Origin of the sequence: Solitalea koreensis (assembly GCF_900182575.1) — a bacterium.
GTDB classification, from domain to species: Bacteria; Bacteroidota; Bacteroidia; order Sphingobacteriales; family Sphingobacteriaceae; genus Solitalea; species Solitalea koreensis.
Window position 1 is genome coordinate 87,604 of the sequence record NZ_FXSZ01000001.1, and the last position, 18,328, is coordinate 105,931.

18 protein-coding genes and 1 tRNA gene are annotated in these 18,328 nt (G+C 37.2%); 9 read left to right on the plus strand and 10 right to left on the minus strand.

Annotation, left to right across the window (positions count from 1 at the left end; all coding sequences use genetic code 11):
* Positions 1–4: 4 nt before the first annotated feature.
* The 4 genes from FN756_RS00365 to FN756_RS00380 form a co-directional block, all read right to left on the minus strand.
* Positions 5–1,483 (minus strand): sensor histidine kinase, encoded by a 1,479-nt coding sequence (locus FN756_RS00365; RefSeq protein WP_142600515.1) that lies wholly within the window; start codon positions 1,481–1,483, stop codon positions 5–7.
* Between the two features lie 86 nt (positions 1,484–1,569).
* Positions 1,570–2,823: a sensor histidine kinase gene (locus tag FN756_RS00370; RefSeq protein WP_142600516.1), complete on the minus strand. Its 1,254-nt coding sequence runs from the start codon at positions 2,821–2,823 to the stop codon at positions 1,570–1,572.
* Positions 2,824–3,265: 442 nt separating this feature from the next.
* Positions 3,266–3,463, minus strand: a complete 198-nt coding sequence (locus FN756_RS00375) for a CsbD family protein (RefSeq protein WP_142600518.1) — start codon at positions 3,461–3,463, stop codon at positions 3,266–3,268.
* Between the two features lie 97 nt (positions 3,464–3,560).
* Entirely contained in the window at positions 3,561–4,121 is a 561-nt protein-coding gene (locus FN756_RS00380; RefSeq protein WP_142600519.1) for a helix-turn-helix domain-containing protein, read from the minus strand.
* 340 nt (positions 4,122–4,461) lie between these two features.
* Here FN756_RS00380 and FN756_RS00385 point away from each other — a divergent pair, with 340 nt between their 5' ends.
* Positions 4,462–4,872, plus strand: a complete 411-nt coding sequence (locus FN756_RS00385; protein ID WP_142600521.1) for a hypothetical protein — start codon at positions 4,462–4,464, stop codon at positions 4,870–4,872.
* 910 nt (positions 4,873–5,782) lie between these two features.
* Here FN756_RS00385 and FN756_RS00390 read toward each other — a convergent pair.
* The 6 genes from FN756_RS00390 to acs all read right to left on the minus strand — a co-directional run bounded on the left by FN756_RS00390 (position 5,783) and on the right by acs (position 10,714).
* Positions 5,783–5,856 (minus strand) — tRNA-Ala (locus FN756_RS00390).
* A gap of 56 nt (positions 5,857–5,912) precedes the next feature.
* Positions 5,913–7,043, minus strand: a complete 1,131-nt coding sequence (lpxB, locus tag FN756_RS00395; RefSeq protein ID WP_142600523.1) for a lipid-A-disaccharide synthase — start codon at positions 7,041–7,043, stop codon at positions 5,913–5,915.
* A 50-nt stretch (positions 7,044–7,093) separates the two neighbouring features.
* Complete coding sequence (locus FN756_RS00400; RefSeq protein WP_142600524.1) at positions 7,094–7,384, minus strand: hypothetical protein; 291 nt, start codon at positions 7,382–7,384, stop codon at positions 7,094–7,096.
* A gap of 8 nt (positions 7,385–7,392) precedes the next feature.
* Positions 7,393–8,166: a 5'/3'-nucleotidase SurE gene (gene surE / locus FN756_RS00405; protein ID WP_142600526.1), complete on the minus strand. Its 774-nt coding sequence runs from the start codon at positions 8,164–8,166 to the stop codon at positions 7,393–7,395.
* A gap of 277 nt (positions 8,167–8,443) precedes the next feature.
* Positions 8,444–8,596 carry a lmo0937 family membrane protein gene (locus FN756_RS00410; protein WP_142600528.1) on the minus strand — a complete coding sequence of 51 codons (153 nt, stop codon included), beginning with the start codon at positions 8,594–8,596 and terminating at the stop codon, positions 8,444–8,446.
* Positions 8,597–8,803: 207 nt separating this feature from the next.
* Positions 8,804–10,714, minus strand: a complete 1,911-nt coding sequence (acs, locus tag FN756_RS00415) for an acetate--CoA ligase (protein WP_142600530.1) — start codon at positions 10,712–10,714, stop codon at positions 8,804–8,806.
* A 485-nt stretch (positions 10,715–11,199) separates the two neighbouring features.
* Between acs and rpmB the strand changes: the two genes are divergently transcribed.
* The 8 genes from rpmB to FN756_RS00455 all read left to right on the plus strand — a co-directional run bounded on the left by rpmB (position 11,200) and on the right by FN756_RS00455 (position 18,279).
* The gene (gene rpmB, locus FN756_RS00420; RefSeq protein ID WP_142600532.1) at positions 11,200–11,433 is read left to right on the plus strand and encodes a 50S ribosomal protein L28; all 234 of its coding nucleotides are present in this window, start codon (positions 11,200–11,202) and stop codon (positions 11,431–11,433) included.
* A 9-nt stretch (positions 11,434–11,442) separates the two neighbouring features.
* The gene (gene rpmG, locus FN756_RS00425) at positions 11,443–11,625 is read left to right on the plus strand and encodes a 50S ribosomal protein L33 (RefSeq protein WP_142600534.1); all 183 of its coding nucleotides are present in this window, start codon (positions 11,443–11,445) and stop codon (positions 11,623–11,625) included.
* 78 nt (positions 11,626–11,703) lie between these two features.
* A complete protein-coding gene (locus tag FN756_RS00430; RefSeq protein WP_142600536.1) occupies positions 11,704–11,862 on the plus strand; it encodes a DUF4295 domain-containing protein in 159 nt (52 codons plus the stop codon).
* Positions 11,863–12,008: 146 nt separating this feature from the next.
* Positions 12,009–12,983 carry a signal recognition particle-docking protein FtsY gene (gene ftsY / locus FN756_RS00435; protein ID WP_142600538.1) on the plus strand — a complete coding sequence of 325 codons (975 nt, stop codon included), beginning with the start codon at positions 12,009–12,011 and terminating at the stop codon, positions 12,981–12,983.
* Between the two features lie 114 nt (positions 12,984–13,097).
* Positions 13,098–14,429: a 30S ribosomal protein S12 methylthiotransferase RimO gene (gene rimO / locus FN756_RS00440; protein ID WP_142600539.1), complete on the plus strand. Its 1,332-nt coding sequence runs from the start codon at positions 13,098–13,100 to the stop codon at positions 14,427–14,429.
* 158 nt (positions 14,430–14,587) lie between these two features.
* The gene (bshC, locus tag FN756_RS00445) at positions 14,588–16,171 is read left to right on the plus strand and encodes a bacillithiol biosynthesis cysteine-adding enzyme BshC (RefSeq protein ID WP_142600541.1); all 1,584 of its coding nucleotides are present in this window, start codon (positions 14,588–14,590) and stop codon (positions 16,169–16,171) included.
* A gap of 77 nt (positions 16,172–16,248) precedes the next feature.
* Positions 16,249–17,352: an Ldh family oxidoreductase gene (locus tag FN756_RS00450; protein ID WP_142600543.1), complete on the plus strand. Its 1,104-nt coding sequence runs from the start codon at positions 16,249–16,251 to the stop codon at positions 17,350–17,352.
* A 54-nt stretch (positions 17,353–17,406) separates the two neighbouring features.
* Positions 17,407–18,279 carry a prephenate dehydrogenase gene (locus FN756_RS00455; protein WP_142600544.1) on the plus strand — a complete coding sequence of 291 codons (873 nt, stop codon included), beginning with the start codon at positions 17,407–17,409 and terminating at the stop codon, positions 18,277–18,279.
* Positions 18,280–18,328 lie beyond the last annotated feature (49 nt).

The window sequence follows — 18,328 nt, forward strand, 5'->3', positions numbered from 1 at the left end:
TTTCTTATGCAATTGGTAGTGTTATGATCACCTTTGTACCAGCATGAAGTGTAGATTCAAATTCAATTTGCCCCAGGTGCTTGTCAATAATCGAAGAAGTTATGTATAATCCTAAGCCTGCACCTTCTCCCGGAGGCTTGGTCGTAAAAAATGGATCTGTGATTTGAGAGAGGTGCTCCGTTTGAATTCCACATCCATTGTCCGTTATGATTACTTTTACATTCTGAGTCTCTTTGCGTGTGGCAATGCAAATTTTTCCCTGCTCAGGAAGTGCGTAGATGGCATTGGAAAGTACATTAGCAAATACTTGGTGTAATTTACCCACATTACCTTTCACCACAAAATCCTCCAAACAATAATCTTTTTTTACTTCAGTTTTATGTTTTAATTGACTGGCATGCATAATTAAACAATTATCCAGAATGGAATGAATATCACAATCTTCATCAAAACGGCTATTATCCCGACTAAATTGGTTAAGCCCTTTTACTATTTGAGCTGCCTTGTCAACACCGGCCTTCATGCTATTCAACAATAAATTGGTAATGCTTTCTTCTTGACTTCCATAATTTTCAAAATAATTAGACAAGCCTAAATAAGCCCCCATAATATAATTTAACGGATTATTTATTTCATGCGACACACCGGCCGTTAAAGTACCTAAAGAAGCCATCTTTGCAGACTTCACCAATTTTAATTGTGTTTTTTTTAAATCCTGCAGAGTCAATTCCAACTCTTGATTTGATTTTTCTAAATCAAAAAGCTGTACAATGATTTTTTTTCTAAGTACGAGTATGACATAAAAAGACAACAAGGCTCCACTAAACAAGGTAAGAAGAATAAGTTTCATCAACATGTCATTTTGGACCTCTTGTTGCTTAATCTCCGCTGAAATCCTATTATTCATCATGCCCCTAAAATCATCAATAGGATCCATAATGGTCTTTTTAGCAGCCATATACGACTTATCAAAAAGGATTCTTCGGGCCATCAATGTATCTGGAGCTCCTTTTATGGAGAACTGCTTATTACTACCTGTAAAAAGACCTCGCATGGCATTAAATGCCCTTTTTTCTGTCGCTACCAACTCATTGGATTTATCTTCTGCAAACATTAATTTCACAAATTCCTGTTTGCTAATCCCCAGCTTCAATAAGCTATCCTTTAATGAAATGGCATGTCCATTAGGCCAAGGCTTAACCCCATTCCGCACATCTAAAAGATCAAAATATTTCTGTTCCCAAACACGTTCTCTGGTTAAGACAAAACTTCGACAATAATTGGTCAAATTTTCCGAGCTTGCTTTTAACTCCTCTCCCATGGAAAACAGTTTATACCTTGTACTTTCAAGTTGCCGTAATTTACTGGCATCACGAAAAATAGAAAAGGCCAAGCAACCACTCAATGCTAACATTCCTGCAATAAGAATAAAAAACATCTGATGAAGTCGTCCCATCCTTTCTTTAATACCCTTTTCTATCATTTAAGATTGACTGTATTGACATTACACTCTTCCAAACATAAGAAAATAATTTTTACCTTCTAGTCATTCAAGCCTACTCCCCGAAATCACACAACAGAATAAACCTTAGTCATTTCTTTTAATATTAATTCATTGTTATTGCAATACTGACTCTTCAAGGAAAAATGAAAGTTAGCACCCTCTCCAACTTCTGCCTCAGCCCAAATAGTTCCTCCATGTCTATTAATTATTCGTTGAGCAAGAGACAAGCCTATGCCGGAACCCTCAAAATCACTTTGGGAATGAAAACGTTGAAATGGCTGAAATAGCTTTTCAACATATTTCATATCAAACCCAGCCCCATTGTCCTTCACAGAAAAAATTATTTCTCCATTTTGCTCCACTGATGATATTTTTACTTGAGGGTTTTCTTTCTTCGATGAATATTTAATTGCATTAGAAATCAGATTAAACATTACTTGATACATTAAATTGTAATCCGCTTCAATGGTATGAAGGTTTTCCAGCTGAATATCCACCGAGTTAACTTTAGACTTCTCAATATCGTTTAAAACATTCCTTGTTAACTCATTCATATCAACAGCAGTTTTTATGATTTTTTTCTTGCTGAACTTTGAAAGTGAGAGCAAATCGTCGATAAGATTGCTCATTCTTTCGGCGCTGCTATTAATAGCCTCTAAAAGCTCTTTCCCATCTATATTGGAAGTATCAACGTCTTCATCTTTTAACAATTGAATCAAATAGCGTATGTTATTAAGCGGAGAACGCAAATCGTGGGAAACTGAATAAGAAAAGGTTTCCAATTCTTTATAGGCAAATTCCAATTCTTTTGTTCGCAGCTTAACCCGCTCTTCCAATTCACTGTACACATAAACATTTTCGACGGAAACCGATGTAATATCGGCTAAGGTTTGCAACAGATGCACTTCTTCTGTGGTCGGAGCATGCTTAGTTCCCCAATAATTACCAATTGCTCCAATTGGATTCACAGTACGGATAGGCACCATAGCTAAACTTTTCACAAAAGTGGGTTTATAGGCCTCAATTGGAATCCGTTCATCTACATAAATATCTTCTATGACAGCAGGTTGCCTGTTTAACATTGACCAACCACTAATGCAAATCTTCATGGGGAAACGATGCCCTTTCCATAAAGGCTCTATGGCATCTTCATCCGCATAGTAACACAAATCTCTATCCCTTAAAACAAAGGTAGCCCCATCTGCCCCCGTTAACGTTCTGGCCGATTTTCTTACAATTTCCATGATTGTATCAATATTACGGGCTAAGGATAATTGCTGAATTGTATCTGTTAATATTCTTAATTGTTCGTTAGTCATAAAGTTAAAATGTAGAGGGTTTACATTCCTTCTATTCAATTATCGAAAAACATTCGCTTTTCTGGCAAAGGTTATCCGTATCAGATGAAACATATCTGAATATCCTTTATTAGTTTATTATTGGCTAATAATATAGTCAAGAAGCTTTCATTTTTTACTTTTTAAGGCTTAATTCTATTTATTGTCCCAAAATTAGTGATCTTCACTCAATTAGCCCCATACATAAATAGATTTCAAGTTTCACATGCTACCTGAATCCGGAAACGCACAACCAAGGCTAATTAAAGTTAACACCTAAGATTGATATCTCTACTATTTAGAGTGGCTCGATTTATTGGGTAGCTTAATGCTGATTGTAACTTAACAAACACTGGTGGACGTAACAAAAAAAACCGTTAAGCATTGCTTAACGGTTTAGAGATTGTAAGTTTAGAAAAGTATATTAAAGTGCTGCAATAATTGTAGCCAGTTCTTCTTTGGTTTTACCAAGTTTCACCTGAACTTTTGCTAGCATTTCATCTTTTTTACCATTTTCGTAATGCAAATCCGCTTCTGTTAAGGTTGGGAATCGCGTTATTAACTTACTTTTTTGTTCATTCCAATTTTTAATGGGAGCCGTGTTGGCTGTTGAATTAATCATCTGTTTGAATTTATTTCGTAATTAAATTATTACTGATGTAAAGATGCGATTCCTTTATAGAATATTGTTACACAACTATTTATATAAGTTGCATTATTCACACATTTTCAAGCATAGTACGTTTTTTGTGCTTCAGTGACTTAAAAAAGGATGGTGTTAAGCCAGTCATTTTTTTAAACTGATGAGAAAGATGAGCCACACTGCTATAGTGGAGTTTCAATGCAATTTCGGTAAGATTGAGTTCATCATAAATGATCAACTCTTTTACACGCTCTATCTTATGTAAAATAATAAATCGTTCAATGGTGGTTCCTTCTGTTTCTGAAAAAAGATTGGCCAAGTACGTATAATCGTAATCCAATTTTTCACTTAGGTAATCGGAGAAATTTATTTTAGGTAACTCATCGGTATGATGAACCATTTCAATGATTGTATTCTTTATTTTTTCAATCAACATGGCTTTCTTATCGTCCATCAGCTCAAGCCCTGATTCGAGTAAGGCGATTTTCACTTGTTCACGCTGTTGATCCGTAATATCTTCCCTTATCTCTACTTCTCCCAAATCAACGGTTGCATAAGGTATTCCAAGTTTCTTTAATTCTTCCTTCACCATCATCTTGCAGCGAATGCTTACCATGTATTTGATGTAGAGTTTCAATTTATCGTTTTTTATACAACGCTTTAAGCAATGTAGTGTTTTGAATCTGATAATGCTTGCAGAAAGTGAGTTAAAATGCTATTTTGACGGTAGGCGACCACGGTTTCATTGGAAAAATTAAGTCAACCTTCGAAAGAATTAATGTATTTAACACTTTATCACTATGATGCGGAGTACCTGTCGCTCTCTTCAAGAATGTTTTTTTCAGGCAACTGCTTTAAAAAAAGGAGAAAATAGAATCAATAATAAATTTAAAATTAGATTTTTAAGCCCGAGCATTATCGGTATAGTAGTGCCAGAAACTATGCTGGGCAGATGGGATTGCTCGAAGTAGAGCTACTTGAATAGCTTAGGTTCTGGATTTTCGGCCAGACAGAGTCTTCCGTATCAATTTGAACTTTTAAGTCATCCTGTCGGAAGACTTAAAAGAGCGGGTGGACTTAATCAATGTTTTAACATAGCTTTTGCACAAAATTATAGTCCTGTTTTAAAAATAAACGATCTTAATTATACCATTAAAATTCCAGATAGAATTAATAATTATCTTGAATTTAATCAAATTTTGAATCATAATGAAAGAGATTCTTTAGAAGCCCAATTTGTACCTTATTTAATCAATTACATCTATTCCGGTCGATCAAAAGTTTATTTTTTTAATTTTTCTGTTAAGAGTCTTGCTGCCTCTGTCAATAAAAACAAAGAAATTTCTGCTGTTCATATTGTTTGTAATTATTCCCCCCTCGTTCTTTGAAGTCTCCGCTAGGATGACTTCAAAGTTCTAATGAGTACGAGGGTCTCTGACCCGTTGATAAAGCACAAAACCTTCCTTTTTTCCTCCCCCCAGTTTGAAACTTTGCTCGAATTCTTAAAACAATGCTATTTAGACAGTCAAAGACCTCGGTTTCATTGGAAAAATTAAGTCAACCTTCGAAAGACTTAATTTAACGGGGGTTAGGCTATGGAAGGCCGATGCAGAATGGATATATAGAACATTTTAACAGAAGCTTCAGTTCAGGGAAAGCATCCTCTATGCATATTTAACTGGGATATAGAGCACAATGAACCCTCAGCATGGAGTCAACTCCATGCTGAGGGTTGAAAAATAATATATAAATGAATTCTCGCCTCCCAAATCGTTTCGAAAAAAGGAGGGTTACATCAACGAGTATTTATTGCCAATAGCTCATAGGCTTTATTCCATGCGTTTTTTATTTATACAAACGTACGACAGTTCACTTTACACTCCCCAATTTGTTTATATAGTGTTTGATTAAATACACGACAGAATCTAATTTGTTTATATAGTGTTTGATTAAATACACGACAGAGCCTAATAAGGGAAATCCTAAAATAAGGACAATCCATACGAAATCAATAGGCTTTTTACTAAAAAGGATTTTTAAAGCAAAGGCCATAAAAATCAACATAGTAGATAACATTATTATTTCTGTGGCACCAACTCCCAAAAACGTGAATTTATACATAACCGTCTTTTTTAATTTAATTACTTTATTACTTCCCCATCAAAGCTTAATAAATTTGCTTTTTCTTTTGTGTTGGAATACATCACTACAATTTTGTTTTGATAGCCAAGTCTATGCTTAATAGACACAAAAAAAGCAGTATATAAATATAATATACTGCTTTTTCTTAAATACTTGTGGAGATTACCGGATTCGAACCGGTGACCCCTTGCCTGCCAGGCAAGTACTCTAGCCAGCTGAGCTAAACCCCCATTTATCGATCGCAAATATGTAGGATTGATTTATAATTAACAAATTCTTTTTACAATTATTCTTTATTCTTCAATTCTTTCGACTTAATATATGCTACAATCAGCTTAGCCGTACGTTCCGATGCTCCCGGATCGCCCATTCTTTCCTGCAATTGCGCATAGTTATTCAACATGGCCTGGCGGTATTTAGGGTCATTTAAAATGCTATTTAACTCCGCTTTTATTTTTTTGTGATTGCAATCCTCCTGAATCAGTTCCTGCACCACTAACTTATCCATAATGAGGTTAACCAATGAAATGAACTTAATCTTTATCAACAGCTTAGCAATTGCGATGCTCAAAGGATTTCCTTTGTAGCATACAACTTGAGGCGTGTTTAATAAGGCCGTTTCCAAGGTGGCAGTTCCCGATGCTACCAGCGCTGCCTGGGCATTCCGTACTAAATCATAAGTGTGACCAAATACAATTGGATTGTTTTTACCGGCCATGAATTGTTGATAATACGCTTTATCGAAGGTTGGCGCACCGGCAATGACAAACTGGTGGTCAGGAAAATCAGTTGTTACTTTGAGCATTTCAGGCAGCAAACGCTCAATTTCTTGCTTTCTGCTACCCGGCAGCAAGGCTACTATGGGCTTGCCGTCTAAATTATTTTCATCTCTAAAATTACTGGTGAATGGATAAACTTCTATCGCATCCAATAACGGATTGCCCACATAGTTTACCTCCATTCCCCATGCTTTATAGAAATCGACCTCAAACGGCAGGATACAAAACATTTTGTCGACCACCTTCTTGATCTTTAGTACCCGTTTTTGATTCCATGCCCAAACTTTAGGAGAAATATAATAGCATACTTTAATGCCTTCTCTTTTGGCAAACTCTGCGATTTTAAGATTAAAACCCGGAAAATCAACCAGAATAAGTACATCAGGACGATTGGCAAGAAGATCGTCTTTACAATCAGCAAGATTTCGAAGAATTTGGCGAAGGTTCACAGCAACCTCAACAAAACCCATAAAAGCCATTTCTTTATAATGCTTACGGATATTTTCGCTTTCCGCCAACATTAGGTCACCACCCCAAAACCGGAATTCAGCTTGCGCATCAATCATTTTTAAAGCCCGCATCAGGTTCGATCCGTGAAGATCGCCGGATGCCTCACCAGCAATTATGTAGTATTTCATATTTTAGATATGCGTATTGAGATCTGAGAATTGAGAAGCTGAATAAGTTTTCACTTTTTAAAGAAAAACACTGTCAGTACCACTAAAAACGAAACGAGAAAAATGCCTTTGCCTGTTTTACTAATCTCACTTTTAAAAAAATAACGAACCAGCAAAAGATTAACAATCATCCCTAGCATATAAATGGATGAATCTCTTAATCCCAGCTTATCTCCTAAATGAATGTATTCCACTAATAAATAACTAATCAGAGGAGTTATTAGACCTAAACCAACTCCTAACAAAAAACTGTCTTTACCTTTAGGCTCATCTGAATTACGGAAATGTAGATTTTCGTTCATTTTAATCGCTACTTGGAATTGAACGACAAATTGTTCAGAAAAGGAATAGCATTGTAAGCCGTAAAATCAAAATGAACGGGAACTATTGATGCATAACCTTGACTTAATGCAAATTCATCGGTGTCTTCACCATTATCATTCAATAAAAACTTACCGGTAAGCCAAAAATATTTTCGCCCGTGAGGATCAATGCGTTCATCAAATTCTTCTTTCCATTTTGCCACAGCCTGCCGACAAATTTTCATCCCCTTAATCTCTTCAATTGGAGGGAAATTCACATTCAAAAGCGAACCTACAGGCAATCCATGCTCCAACACTTGTTCAGCAACCTGTTTCACATAGTTGCGTACGGGCTCAAAATCAGCATCCTGTCGAAAATCTCCCAATGAAAAACCGATAGAAGGTATACCCTCAATGGCTCCTTCCATTGCTGCCGACATCGTACCTGAATAAATCACGTTGATCGAAGAGTTATAACCATGATTGATTCCAGAAACAAGCAAATCCGGTTTTTTATGCAGCACTTTATTTACGGCTAATTTCACACAATCAACCGGAGTACCCGATGACTGATACATGTCTATGCCGTCGTAAATGTTTACTTTATCTAAACGTAAAGGCTTAGCAATGGTAACAGCATGCCCCATGGCCGACTGAGGTGCATCTGGAGCAACCACAACCACATCGCCAAGCTCTGCCATCACTTCCATCAACACTTTTATACCTGGAGCTGTAATGCCATCATCATTGGTTACCAGAATTGTCGGTCTTTGTTTTTTCATTTGAATAAGATATGCGTATTGAATAAGGAGCTATAGCAAGATTGTGTACAAGTTAAAGCAAGGCGAAAATAACGAATTAATACTAAATAGATTTGTGATATGCGTATTGAATAACAAAACCCAAACATTATATGGATATCCTAAGTACATTTTCTGCACTATCTCTATTTTAAAGAAAAAGGGCTGCAAGCAGCCCCGAAAAAACCAGAAAATATATTGAGACAATCTATTGAAGAAAGGGAAGATTGTGTAGAACCCCCAAATCTAAAAGCAGTATTTAAACATTTGATCGCCGTATTATGCTCAGCAAAACTGAAACAATTGCCAATACCAGCAGAACATGAATTATTGAACCTACCGAATAAACAAAAAAACCAAGTAACCAACCAATAAGTAAAATAACTGCAATAAGATAAAGTAAACTGTTCATGGCCTTCTTTATTTGTTACGCTTACTGTAATGTAATAATTGTGCCAAGTAAAATAAACGCTTAAAAACACATTTCTGGACGCATTGAGTGGAAAAGTGACAGGAATTCGAATTCAAATTCCCCACCATTGTAGAAATATAACCCTCCTGAGAATCTGGCATATCATAAAACGAATAAAGGAGACCTTTAAGATCTCCTTTATTCGTTTTAAATTGAACTTTTTATGGCTCCTGCCTTTATAGCATCAACAACTGTCGGATCTAACAGTGTAGAAGTATCTCCTAAATTGGCAATATCACCTTCAGCTACTTTACGTAAAATACGTCGCATAATTTTACCTGAACGGGTTTTAGGCAATCCGGAAACAAACTGAATCTTATCAGGCTTGGCAATCGGACCTATGATACGAGAAACGGTCATCAAAATATCCTGACGCATTAAATTTTCATCAGATGGCGCTTTTTCAGTAATTACATAAGCATAAATACCTTGACCTTTAATATCATGAGGAAATCCAACTACAGCTGATTCAACCACACCGGTATGCATATTAATCGCGTTTTCTACTTCGGCAGTTCCAATTCTATGACCTGAAACGTTAATAACATCATCCACCCGGCCTGTAATACGGTAGTAACCGTCTTCGTCGCGCATACAACCATCTCCCGTAAAATACATGTTTTTGTAAGTTGAGAAATAAGTAGTGCGACAACGTTCATGATCGCCATAAGTGGTGCGAATAATCCCCGGCCAAGGAAATTTAATACATAAATTACCTGAAACCCCATTACCCTCAATAACATCTCCTTTTTCATCAACCAAACAAGGTTGAATCCCTGGCAATGGAAGGGATGCAAAACCAGGCTTTAATGGAGTAATACCTGCAATTGCGGAAATTAAGATTCCGCCTGTTTCGGTTTGCCACCAGGTATCAACAATAGGACAATTACCTTTACCAATGTTATCATGATACCAATGCCATGCTTCTTCATTAATAGGCTCTCCAACTGATCCTAATTTTTTTAATGAGGATAGATCTTTGCCGTTAACATATTTCAAGCCGGCTGCCATTAACGAACGGATTGCTGTTGGTGCAGTATATAATGTTGTTACACGATGTTTTTGAACAATATCCCAGAAACGACCAGCATCAGGAAACGTTGGAATACCTTCGAACAAGACGGAGGTCGCACCTGATAACAATGGCCCGTATACGATGTAACTATGTCCGGTAATCCAACCTATATCGGCAGTACAGAAAAATATTTCAGGTTGCTCGTATTGAAACACGTTTTCAAAAGTATACTGTGCAAATACCATGTAGCCGCCAACAGTATGAAGCACACCTTTAGGTTTTCCGGTTGAACCCGAAGTATACAATATAAAAAGTATGTCTTCTGCATCCATCGGTTCAGCAGGGCAGTCTGCTCCTACCGTTTGTAATTCTTCATCCCACCAAAAATCACGATTACGCAGCATGTATACCGGCGTTTTGGTTTTAGTTAGAACGATTACTTTTTTCACGGATGGACAAAGCTCCAAAGCATCATCCATTACTGATTTCAATGGAATCTCCTTATTCCCACGAACACCACCATCTGCGGTGATAACCATTGAACATTGAGCATCTTGAATACGATCAGCAATTGAATGCGCCGAAAAGCCTCCGAAAACCACCGAATGAACAGCGCCGATGCGAGCACATGCCAAAACAGCAATAGCCAATTCAGGAATCATTGGCATGTAAATACAAATACGGTCGCCTTTTTTTGCTCCATGTTTTTTTAGCACATTCGCAAACCGGCACACCTTTTCATGTAATTCACGATATGTATATTTTACCGTAGCGTCATTTGGGTTATTGGGTTCCCAAATGTAAGCTAAGGTATTAGCATTTTTTTCAAGATGACGATCCAGACAATTTTCAGTAATGTTAGTTTTACCTCCAACAAACCATTTTACATCCGGATCAGTAAAGTTCCATTCTAAAACTTTATCCCATTTCTTTTGCCAACGAAAAGTACTTGCAATTTCTCCCCAAAACTCTTCAGGCGCCTCTACACTTTTCTGATAAGCCTGTTCATACTCCTCAAAGCTTTTAATTTTAAAGCTACTCATAGATTTTGATTTTAATTAACAATTTCACAATTGCTGCAATATTGTTTTACAACAATAAAAAACTACGCAATAATATATTATCAAATACTAAAAGCGAAAAATAAACTAAACTTTATTTAAAAAATAAAATTATTAAATTGGATCTTTTGATTTCTAACGACTTAAACAACAAAAGCGCGTTATAAAAGATTGTGCTTTTTATTTATTCTCCTTATCTAATGCTAACACTAACAGAAAAGTTGAGAATGAGCAATTTTAAGAGCATAAAAGATTTACAAACTGACATTATTAATCCAACAACTTGACTATCCGTTATAAGATCCTTACTTTTGCATTTCTCTAAAGCGAACAAGAGGTTATTCGCTGATTACCAAAGTTTATTTTCTTTATAAATTGAAAATGATTTTGTTCTTTTCAGAATTATCCTCATATTTGCAACCCATTTGAGAAAAGACATATTATAACCATATTAATACTTTAAAGCAATGTCGAGAGTATGTGATTTAACTGGGAAGAGCGCAATGAATGGCCATAACGTTTCTAATTCAAACGTTAAAACCAAGCGTAAATTCTACCCAAACCTGCAAACTAAAAAGTTTTATATCCCTGAAGAAGATCGTTGGATCACTTTAAAGGTATCAACTTCAGCAATTAAAACGATTAACAAAAACGGTATCACCGCGTGTATTGAAAAATTCCTGAAAACAGGTTCTATATAATATTAGGTAATGGCTAAAAAAGGAAATAGAGTACAAGTTATTCTGGAGTGCACAGAGCACAAAGCAAGTGGTATGCCTGGAATGTCTAGATATATTACCACCAAGAACAAGAAAAACACTTCAGAGCGTTTAGAATTGAAAAAATTCAACAACGTATTGAGAAAAGTTACTGTTCACAAAGAGATTAAGTAATTAATTAAGGTTTTAAGGTTGTTGTTGCGATAACAATTTACCTGACGACAGATTACTAACCAATTAAGAATTTAAGAAATGGCTAAGAAAGTAGTTGCAACCCTGAAAACAGGAACCGGCAAAGAATACTCAAAAGTGATCACGATGGTGAAATCACCAAAAACGGGAGCTTACAGCTTTAAAGAAGCTGTTGTTCACAACGATCACGTTAAAGATATTATCAACAACGCTAAGTAATAGCTGTTAAAGTATGATATGGAGCTTCTTTCTTGGGAAAGAAGCTTTTTTTGTTTGATAACGATCAATGGCAGATCAGCATTGATTATTTGTACTTTTATACTTGATTACAGAACTATCTGTTACCAAACTACCAATATAAAACCATGGGACTTTTTGATTTTTTTAAACGTTCAAAACCGGAAGATGTATTAGCCGAGAAAGCCGCACTCGACAAAGGTTTGGAGAAAACCAAGGAAACTGTTTTCTCAAAGCTCAGCAAAATAGTAGCTGGCAAATCAAAGGTGGATGATGAAGTATTGGATGAATTGGAAGAGATTCTGGTTACTTCTGATGTGGGAGTTTCTACTACATTGAAAATCATTGAACGTATTGAAGATCGGGTTGCTCGCGATAAGTATTTGAACGCAAGTGAATTAAACGCTATTCTTCGTGAAGAGATTACCGCTTTATTGGAAGAAAATAATTCGAGTGATTTTGAACACCTAAACGTTGACGATACCATAAAACCTTATGTGATTATGGTGGTTGGAGTTAACGGAGTGGGTAAAACTACAACCATTGGCAAACTGGCAAACAAATTCAGAGAAGCCGGAAAAAAAGTGGTTTTAGGAGCAGGTGATACGTTCCGTGCGGCGGCTGTTGAGCAATTACATATTTGGGGAGAGCGAGTTGGTGTGCGGGTGGTTTCCCAGCAAATGGGTTCCGACCCCGCTTCAGTAGCCTTTGACACCTTGCAATCAGCCATATCGAACGGAGAGGATGTTGCCATTATAGATACCGCCGGACGTTTACATAACAAGATAGGCTTGATGAATGAGCTTACCAAAATCAAAAATGTAATGCACAAGGTTGTTCCGGGTGCGCCACATGAAATTCTCTTGGTACTCGATGCTTCAACCGGACAGAATGCTATTGAACAGTGTAAACAATTTACTCAGGCAACGGATGTGAATGCACTGGCTTTAACCAAACTTGATGGAACGGCAAAAGGAGGCGTTGTGATCGGCATTTCGGATCAGTTTAAGATCCCGGTAAAATATATTGGTGTAGGAGAAGGAATCAATGATCTTCAGTTATTTAACAAGGTGGAGTTTGTGAATTCGCTGTTTAAGAACTGATTACTCGAATTATTATTCGATTTCACCGATTGGTTTAAAACAATAGCAAAACGCATATCGGTATAGTTTAATCGATGTAATCATATTAAAAAATCAGTGTAATCATATTTTTATATGAAAACAAAGGCAGTAAAATCGGAAGTTAAGAAACAACCAAAAGTGAATGTAATCACGTTGGGTTGTTCAAAAAATATTGTAGACTCGGAAGTGTTGATGGGTCAGTTGAAAGGTAATGCTTTCAATGTAGAACATGAATCAAGCAAAGTTGGTAAAGACGACATTGTAATTATCAATACTTGCGGGTTCATTGATAATGCAAAGCAGGAATCAATCGATACCATTCTGCAATACAGTGAACTCAAAGATAAAGGCAAAGTTGGCAAAGTAATCGTTACCGGCTGTTTATCGGAACGTTACAAACCTGAACTGGAAGCGGAGATCACCAATGTTGATGCGTTTTACGGAACCAACGATCTTAAAAACCTGTTAACTAACCTTGGTGCTGATTACAAGCATGAGCTAATTGGTGAACGTTTACTTACTACTCCTGCTCATTTTGCATATTTCAAAATTGCCGAAGGCTGCAATCGCCCTTGTTCGTTCTGTGCGATTCCATTGATGCGCGGCATGCATGTATCGAAACCAATTGAAGAGTTGGTTGCCGAGGCCAAAGTATTAGCTAAAAACGGCACTAAAGAATTGATTTTAATTGCTCAGGATCTTACTTACTATGGTCTTGATTTATACAACGAACGCAAACTAGCTGATCTTTTACGTAATCTATCCGACGTAAACGGTATCGGCTGGATTCGCTTACAATATGCCTACCCTTCACAATTCCCGATGGAAGTATTGGATGTGATCAACGAGCGTGAAAACATTTGTAATTACCTTGATATGCCGTTGCAACACATTAGTGACAACATGCTGAAATCAATGCGCAGAGGTATTTCAAAACGCCGTACCATTGAACTGGTTGATAAAATTCGCCAACGCTTACCTGATTTAGCTTTACGTACAACCATGATTTCTGGCTATCCGGGCGAAACCCAGGAAGATCATGATGAACTTTTATCATTTATCGAACAAACTAAATTTGATCGTTTAGGCGTGTTCACGTATTCTCATGAAGAAAAAACACATGCTTACTCATTAGAGGATGATGTTCCGGAAGAAGTTAAGCAAGAACGCTTAGAAGAAATCATGGACATGCAGCAAGGCATTTCTTATGAGAAAAATCAAACGAAAGTCGGAAATACATACAAAGTATTGATTGACAAGAAGGAAGGTGATTACTTTATTGGGCGTACGGAGTTTGATTCACCGGAAGTTGATAACGAAGTGTTGATTGATGCACGTGAACATTACGTTACCGTAGGAGATTTTTGTAAAGTTAAAATCGACAGAGCTGAAGATTTTGACCTTTATGGAACACCATTGAAATAGAACCATTTACCTCCATATTGTCATTCCGAGGAACGAGGAATCCCAAGCTATAAAGGCGCGAGATGCTTCGTTCCTCAGCAAGACAAGCAAATTTTAAAAAACATTTCTTAAAAACATCTGTTGCCCCATTAAATTGAACCAAAATCAAAATAAGTTTAATGCAAGCATCCTGTATCGATTACAAACACACTGGTTACTTTTCAAAAACCGTAACCGATTATCTGGCCAACGCCAACAATCACTCCCCTTTCTACAAATACCAACCTACTCTCGACTCTTTCAGTCAGATCATTATTGATAAGTCCAAAGAAAACATCGACCGTAAAACCCTTGTTGAGGTATTAAAAAGACAATACAAGTCGATAGGCCATGGACCATGGACCATGGTAATTGAAAGTCTTCAGTACGAAAACACTTTTACTGTAACTACAGGGCATCAGCTTTGTCTTTTCACGGGACCGCTGTATTTCATTTATAAGATTGTAACTACCATCAATCTTGCCGAAAGCATCCAGAAAGCAAATCCAGGTTGTAAAATCGTTCCGATTTATTGGATGGCAACAGAAGATCATGACTTTGCAGAAATCAATCATATTAATCTCTTTGGTAAGCAAATCGAATGGAAGGAAGAAGATGCTAAAGGTGCTACTGGCCGATTAAACACAACCACTCTGCAACAAGTTATCGAAGAGTTAACACCAATACTCGGAGAATCAGATCACGCCAAAGAATTAGCGGATCTCTTCAATACTGCCTATCTGAAACATGCAAATCTTGCTGATGCCACTCGTTATTTAGTTAATGTGCTGTTCGGGAAATATGGATTGGTGATTTTGGATGGGGATGATCCTTCCCTAAAAAAGCAATTTGCCCCAATCGTAAAACAAGATATTCTAGAACAGCACAGTAATCGCTTAATTACTGAAACCAATACCGAACTTGAAAAATCCGGAATAAATGTTCAGGTTAACCCAAGAGAGATCAATTTCTTTTATTTAGAAAATAACCTGCGTGAACGGCTCTCTTTTGAGAAGGGTAAATACACGGTTTTAAATACTGATCTACGTTTTTCCAAAGAGGAATTAGAGCAGGAAATCGATAATTATCCGGAAAAGTTCAGTCCGAACGTGGTCATGCGCCCATTATATGAGGAGGTAATTCTTCCGAATCTGGCTTATGTTGGCGGCGGCGCAGAGGTCAATTACTGGATGGAACTAAAATCAGTTTTTGATCACTATAAGGTAAATTTTCCGGTATTAATACTTCGCAATTCTGCAATGATCGTGGATGAAATTAGTCATAAACGATTGGAACAACTGAACCTTACTGCTAAAGATTTATTTACGGAAACCAATAAACTCATCGACTGTTTTGTAAAACAACAGAGCACGAATGAATTGAATCTGGATATAGAGATCGCGAAATTCGAAAAAGTATTTGAGCAAATTGAATTAAAAACACAATCAATTGACCCAACCTTAATTGGAAGTGTTGAAGCGGAGAAAACCAAGTTTTTTAACTCCTTAAAAGGCTTGGAACACAAACTTTCGAAAGCAGAAAAAAAGAAATTTGAACAACAAACTACTCAAATTACGAAGCTAAAAGAAAAGTTATTTCCGAACGGTTCATTACAGGAACGTCATGATAACTTTATTCCTTTTTACTTGAAACAAGGTAATGGTTTTATCAGCTTGCTTAAAGAGCATTTTGACCCGTTCGAATTCAAGTTCACGATATTATAATAGCGCAAAGAAAAATAGAAGCATTAATCTTTACTCGTTCATCTTTATTCTCTTTTTACTTTTAACTTAAATTAACAATGACCAACGAAATCAGCTATTTAACTTTTGACGTTGAGAAATTAACCCAATTTACCATCGCTATTTTCGAGCAGATGGGCGTACCGGCTAAGGATGCTGCATTAGCTGCCGATGTATTGATAAAAGCTGATTTAAGAGGCATAGATTCGCACGGCGTGGCACGCTTAAGCGGTTATGTTCGTTTATGGCAAAAAGGTCGCATTAACCCAACGCCTAACATTCGTATTGTTCATGAAACACCCACCACTGCTACCATTGACGGAGATGCAGGCTTAGGTTTGGTAGTAGCACCTTTTGCAATGCAAGGCGCTATGGAAAAGGCTGAAAAGTACGGATCAGGATGGGTTGCTGTTAAAAACTCCAATCATTTTGGAATTGCCGGATATCATTCAATGATGGCTTTGCAGAAAGACATGATTGGGTTATCCATGACTAACGCGTCTCCTTTGGTGGCACCTACTTTTTCAACTGAACGCATGCTGGGCACCAATCCAATTTGCTATGCATTCCCTGCAGGCAAATATCCTCCTGTTGTAATGGATATGGCCACATCTTCAGCTGCAAATGGCAAACTTGAAATCGCTCAACGTAAAGATATAGAAGTACCAGAAGGATGGATCCAAGATGAATATGGAAACAGTACGACTGATCCTAACGGATTAAAAAAAGGAGGTTCTCTCCTCCCTCTTGGTAGTGATCGAGAGCATGGCAGTCATAAAGGTTTCTGTTTAAGCTCAATTGTTGACATTTTATCTTCCGTGCTTTCGGGAGGAAGTTACGGACCTTGGGTACCTCCGTTTGTTTCTTTCCTTGATCCTTTACCTGATCAACCGGGAGAAGGAATTGGCCATTTTTTAGGAGCACTGCGTGTTGATGGTTTCCGACCGGCAGATGAGTTTAAACAACATATGGATAATTGGGTGAGTCGATTTAAATCCGCTCAAACTGTTGAAGGACAAGATGCTGTAATCATTCCCGGAGAGCCTGAGACAGCGGCAGAATTAGAGCGGAATAAATCGGGCATTCCTCTTATATCGGTTGTTGTTGATGACTTAAAATGCCTTGCTGCAAAAATGGCTATTACATTTCCTGAAACCAAATAAGCTGAAATCTTATCCGGTTTCTTGTATCTTGCGTTTTCAACATTATCTAAACAAATGAATTTAACCGTTGTCGGATTGGGCCTAATCGGAGGCTCATTAGCTAAAGATCTTCGTTCAAAAGGAATCGCCAAACATATTATTGGAGTGGATAAAAACCCGGATCATTGTAATAAGGCCAAAGAGCTGGGGATTATTGATGAGTTCCAACCTTTAGACAAAGCCGTTGCAAATGCCGATCTAGTGATTGTTTCGGTTCCGGTAAATGCCACTCTAAAGGTATTGACTATGGTTTTAGATCTTATCGATGACAAAACCGTTGTGATGGATGTGGGCTCAACAAAATCGGAAATATGTAAGGTTGTTGAAAATCATCCTCGCCGAAAGAATTACGTAGCCAATCATCCTATTGCAGGCACCGAATATTCAGGTCCGGTTGCTGCTATCGAAGGTTTATACGATAAAAAAACAACCATTATTTGCGATCAGGATAAGTCAGACCCTAAGGCTGTATTATTAATTAAGGTTTTACACGAAGCCATTGGCATGCACGTAATTCATATGGAGGCTGAAGAGCATGATCGACACATTGCCTATGTTTCTCACCTATCGCATGTTATTTCTTACGTATTAGGAAAAACAGTATTGGAGATCGAGAAAGATGAAACCAATATTTTCGAATTGGCGGGATCCGGCTTTGCCTCAACAGCACGATTGGCCAAAAGTAATCCCGATATGTGGACGCCGATCTTTATGCAGAATAAAAAATCGTTATTAAAAGCAGTAGATGAATACCAAAAGAATTTACAAGAATTCCGTGATTTGATAGCCGGAGATGACGAAAAAGCCTTGTATAATGAAATTGGTCGTATCAATGATATTCGCAGAGTATTGGAAGGCCTTGCCTTAAAACGAGCACAAGGAAATTAAATCCATAAAAAACGTCGAGCCAAATTAGTTGACTCGACGTTTTTTTTAT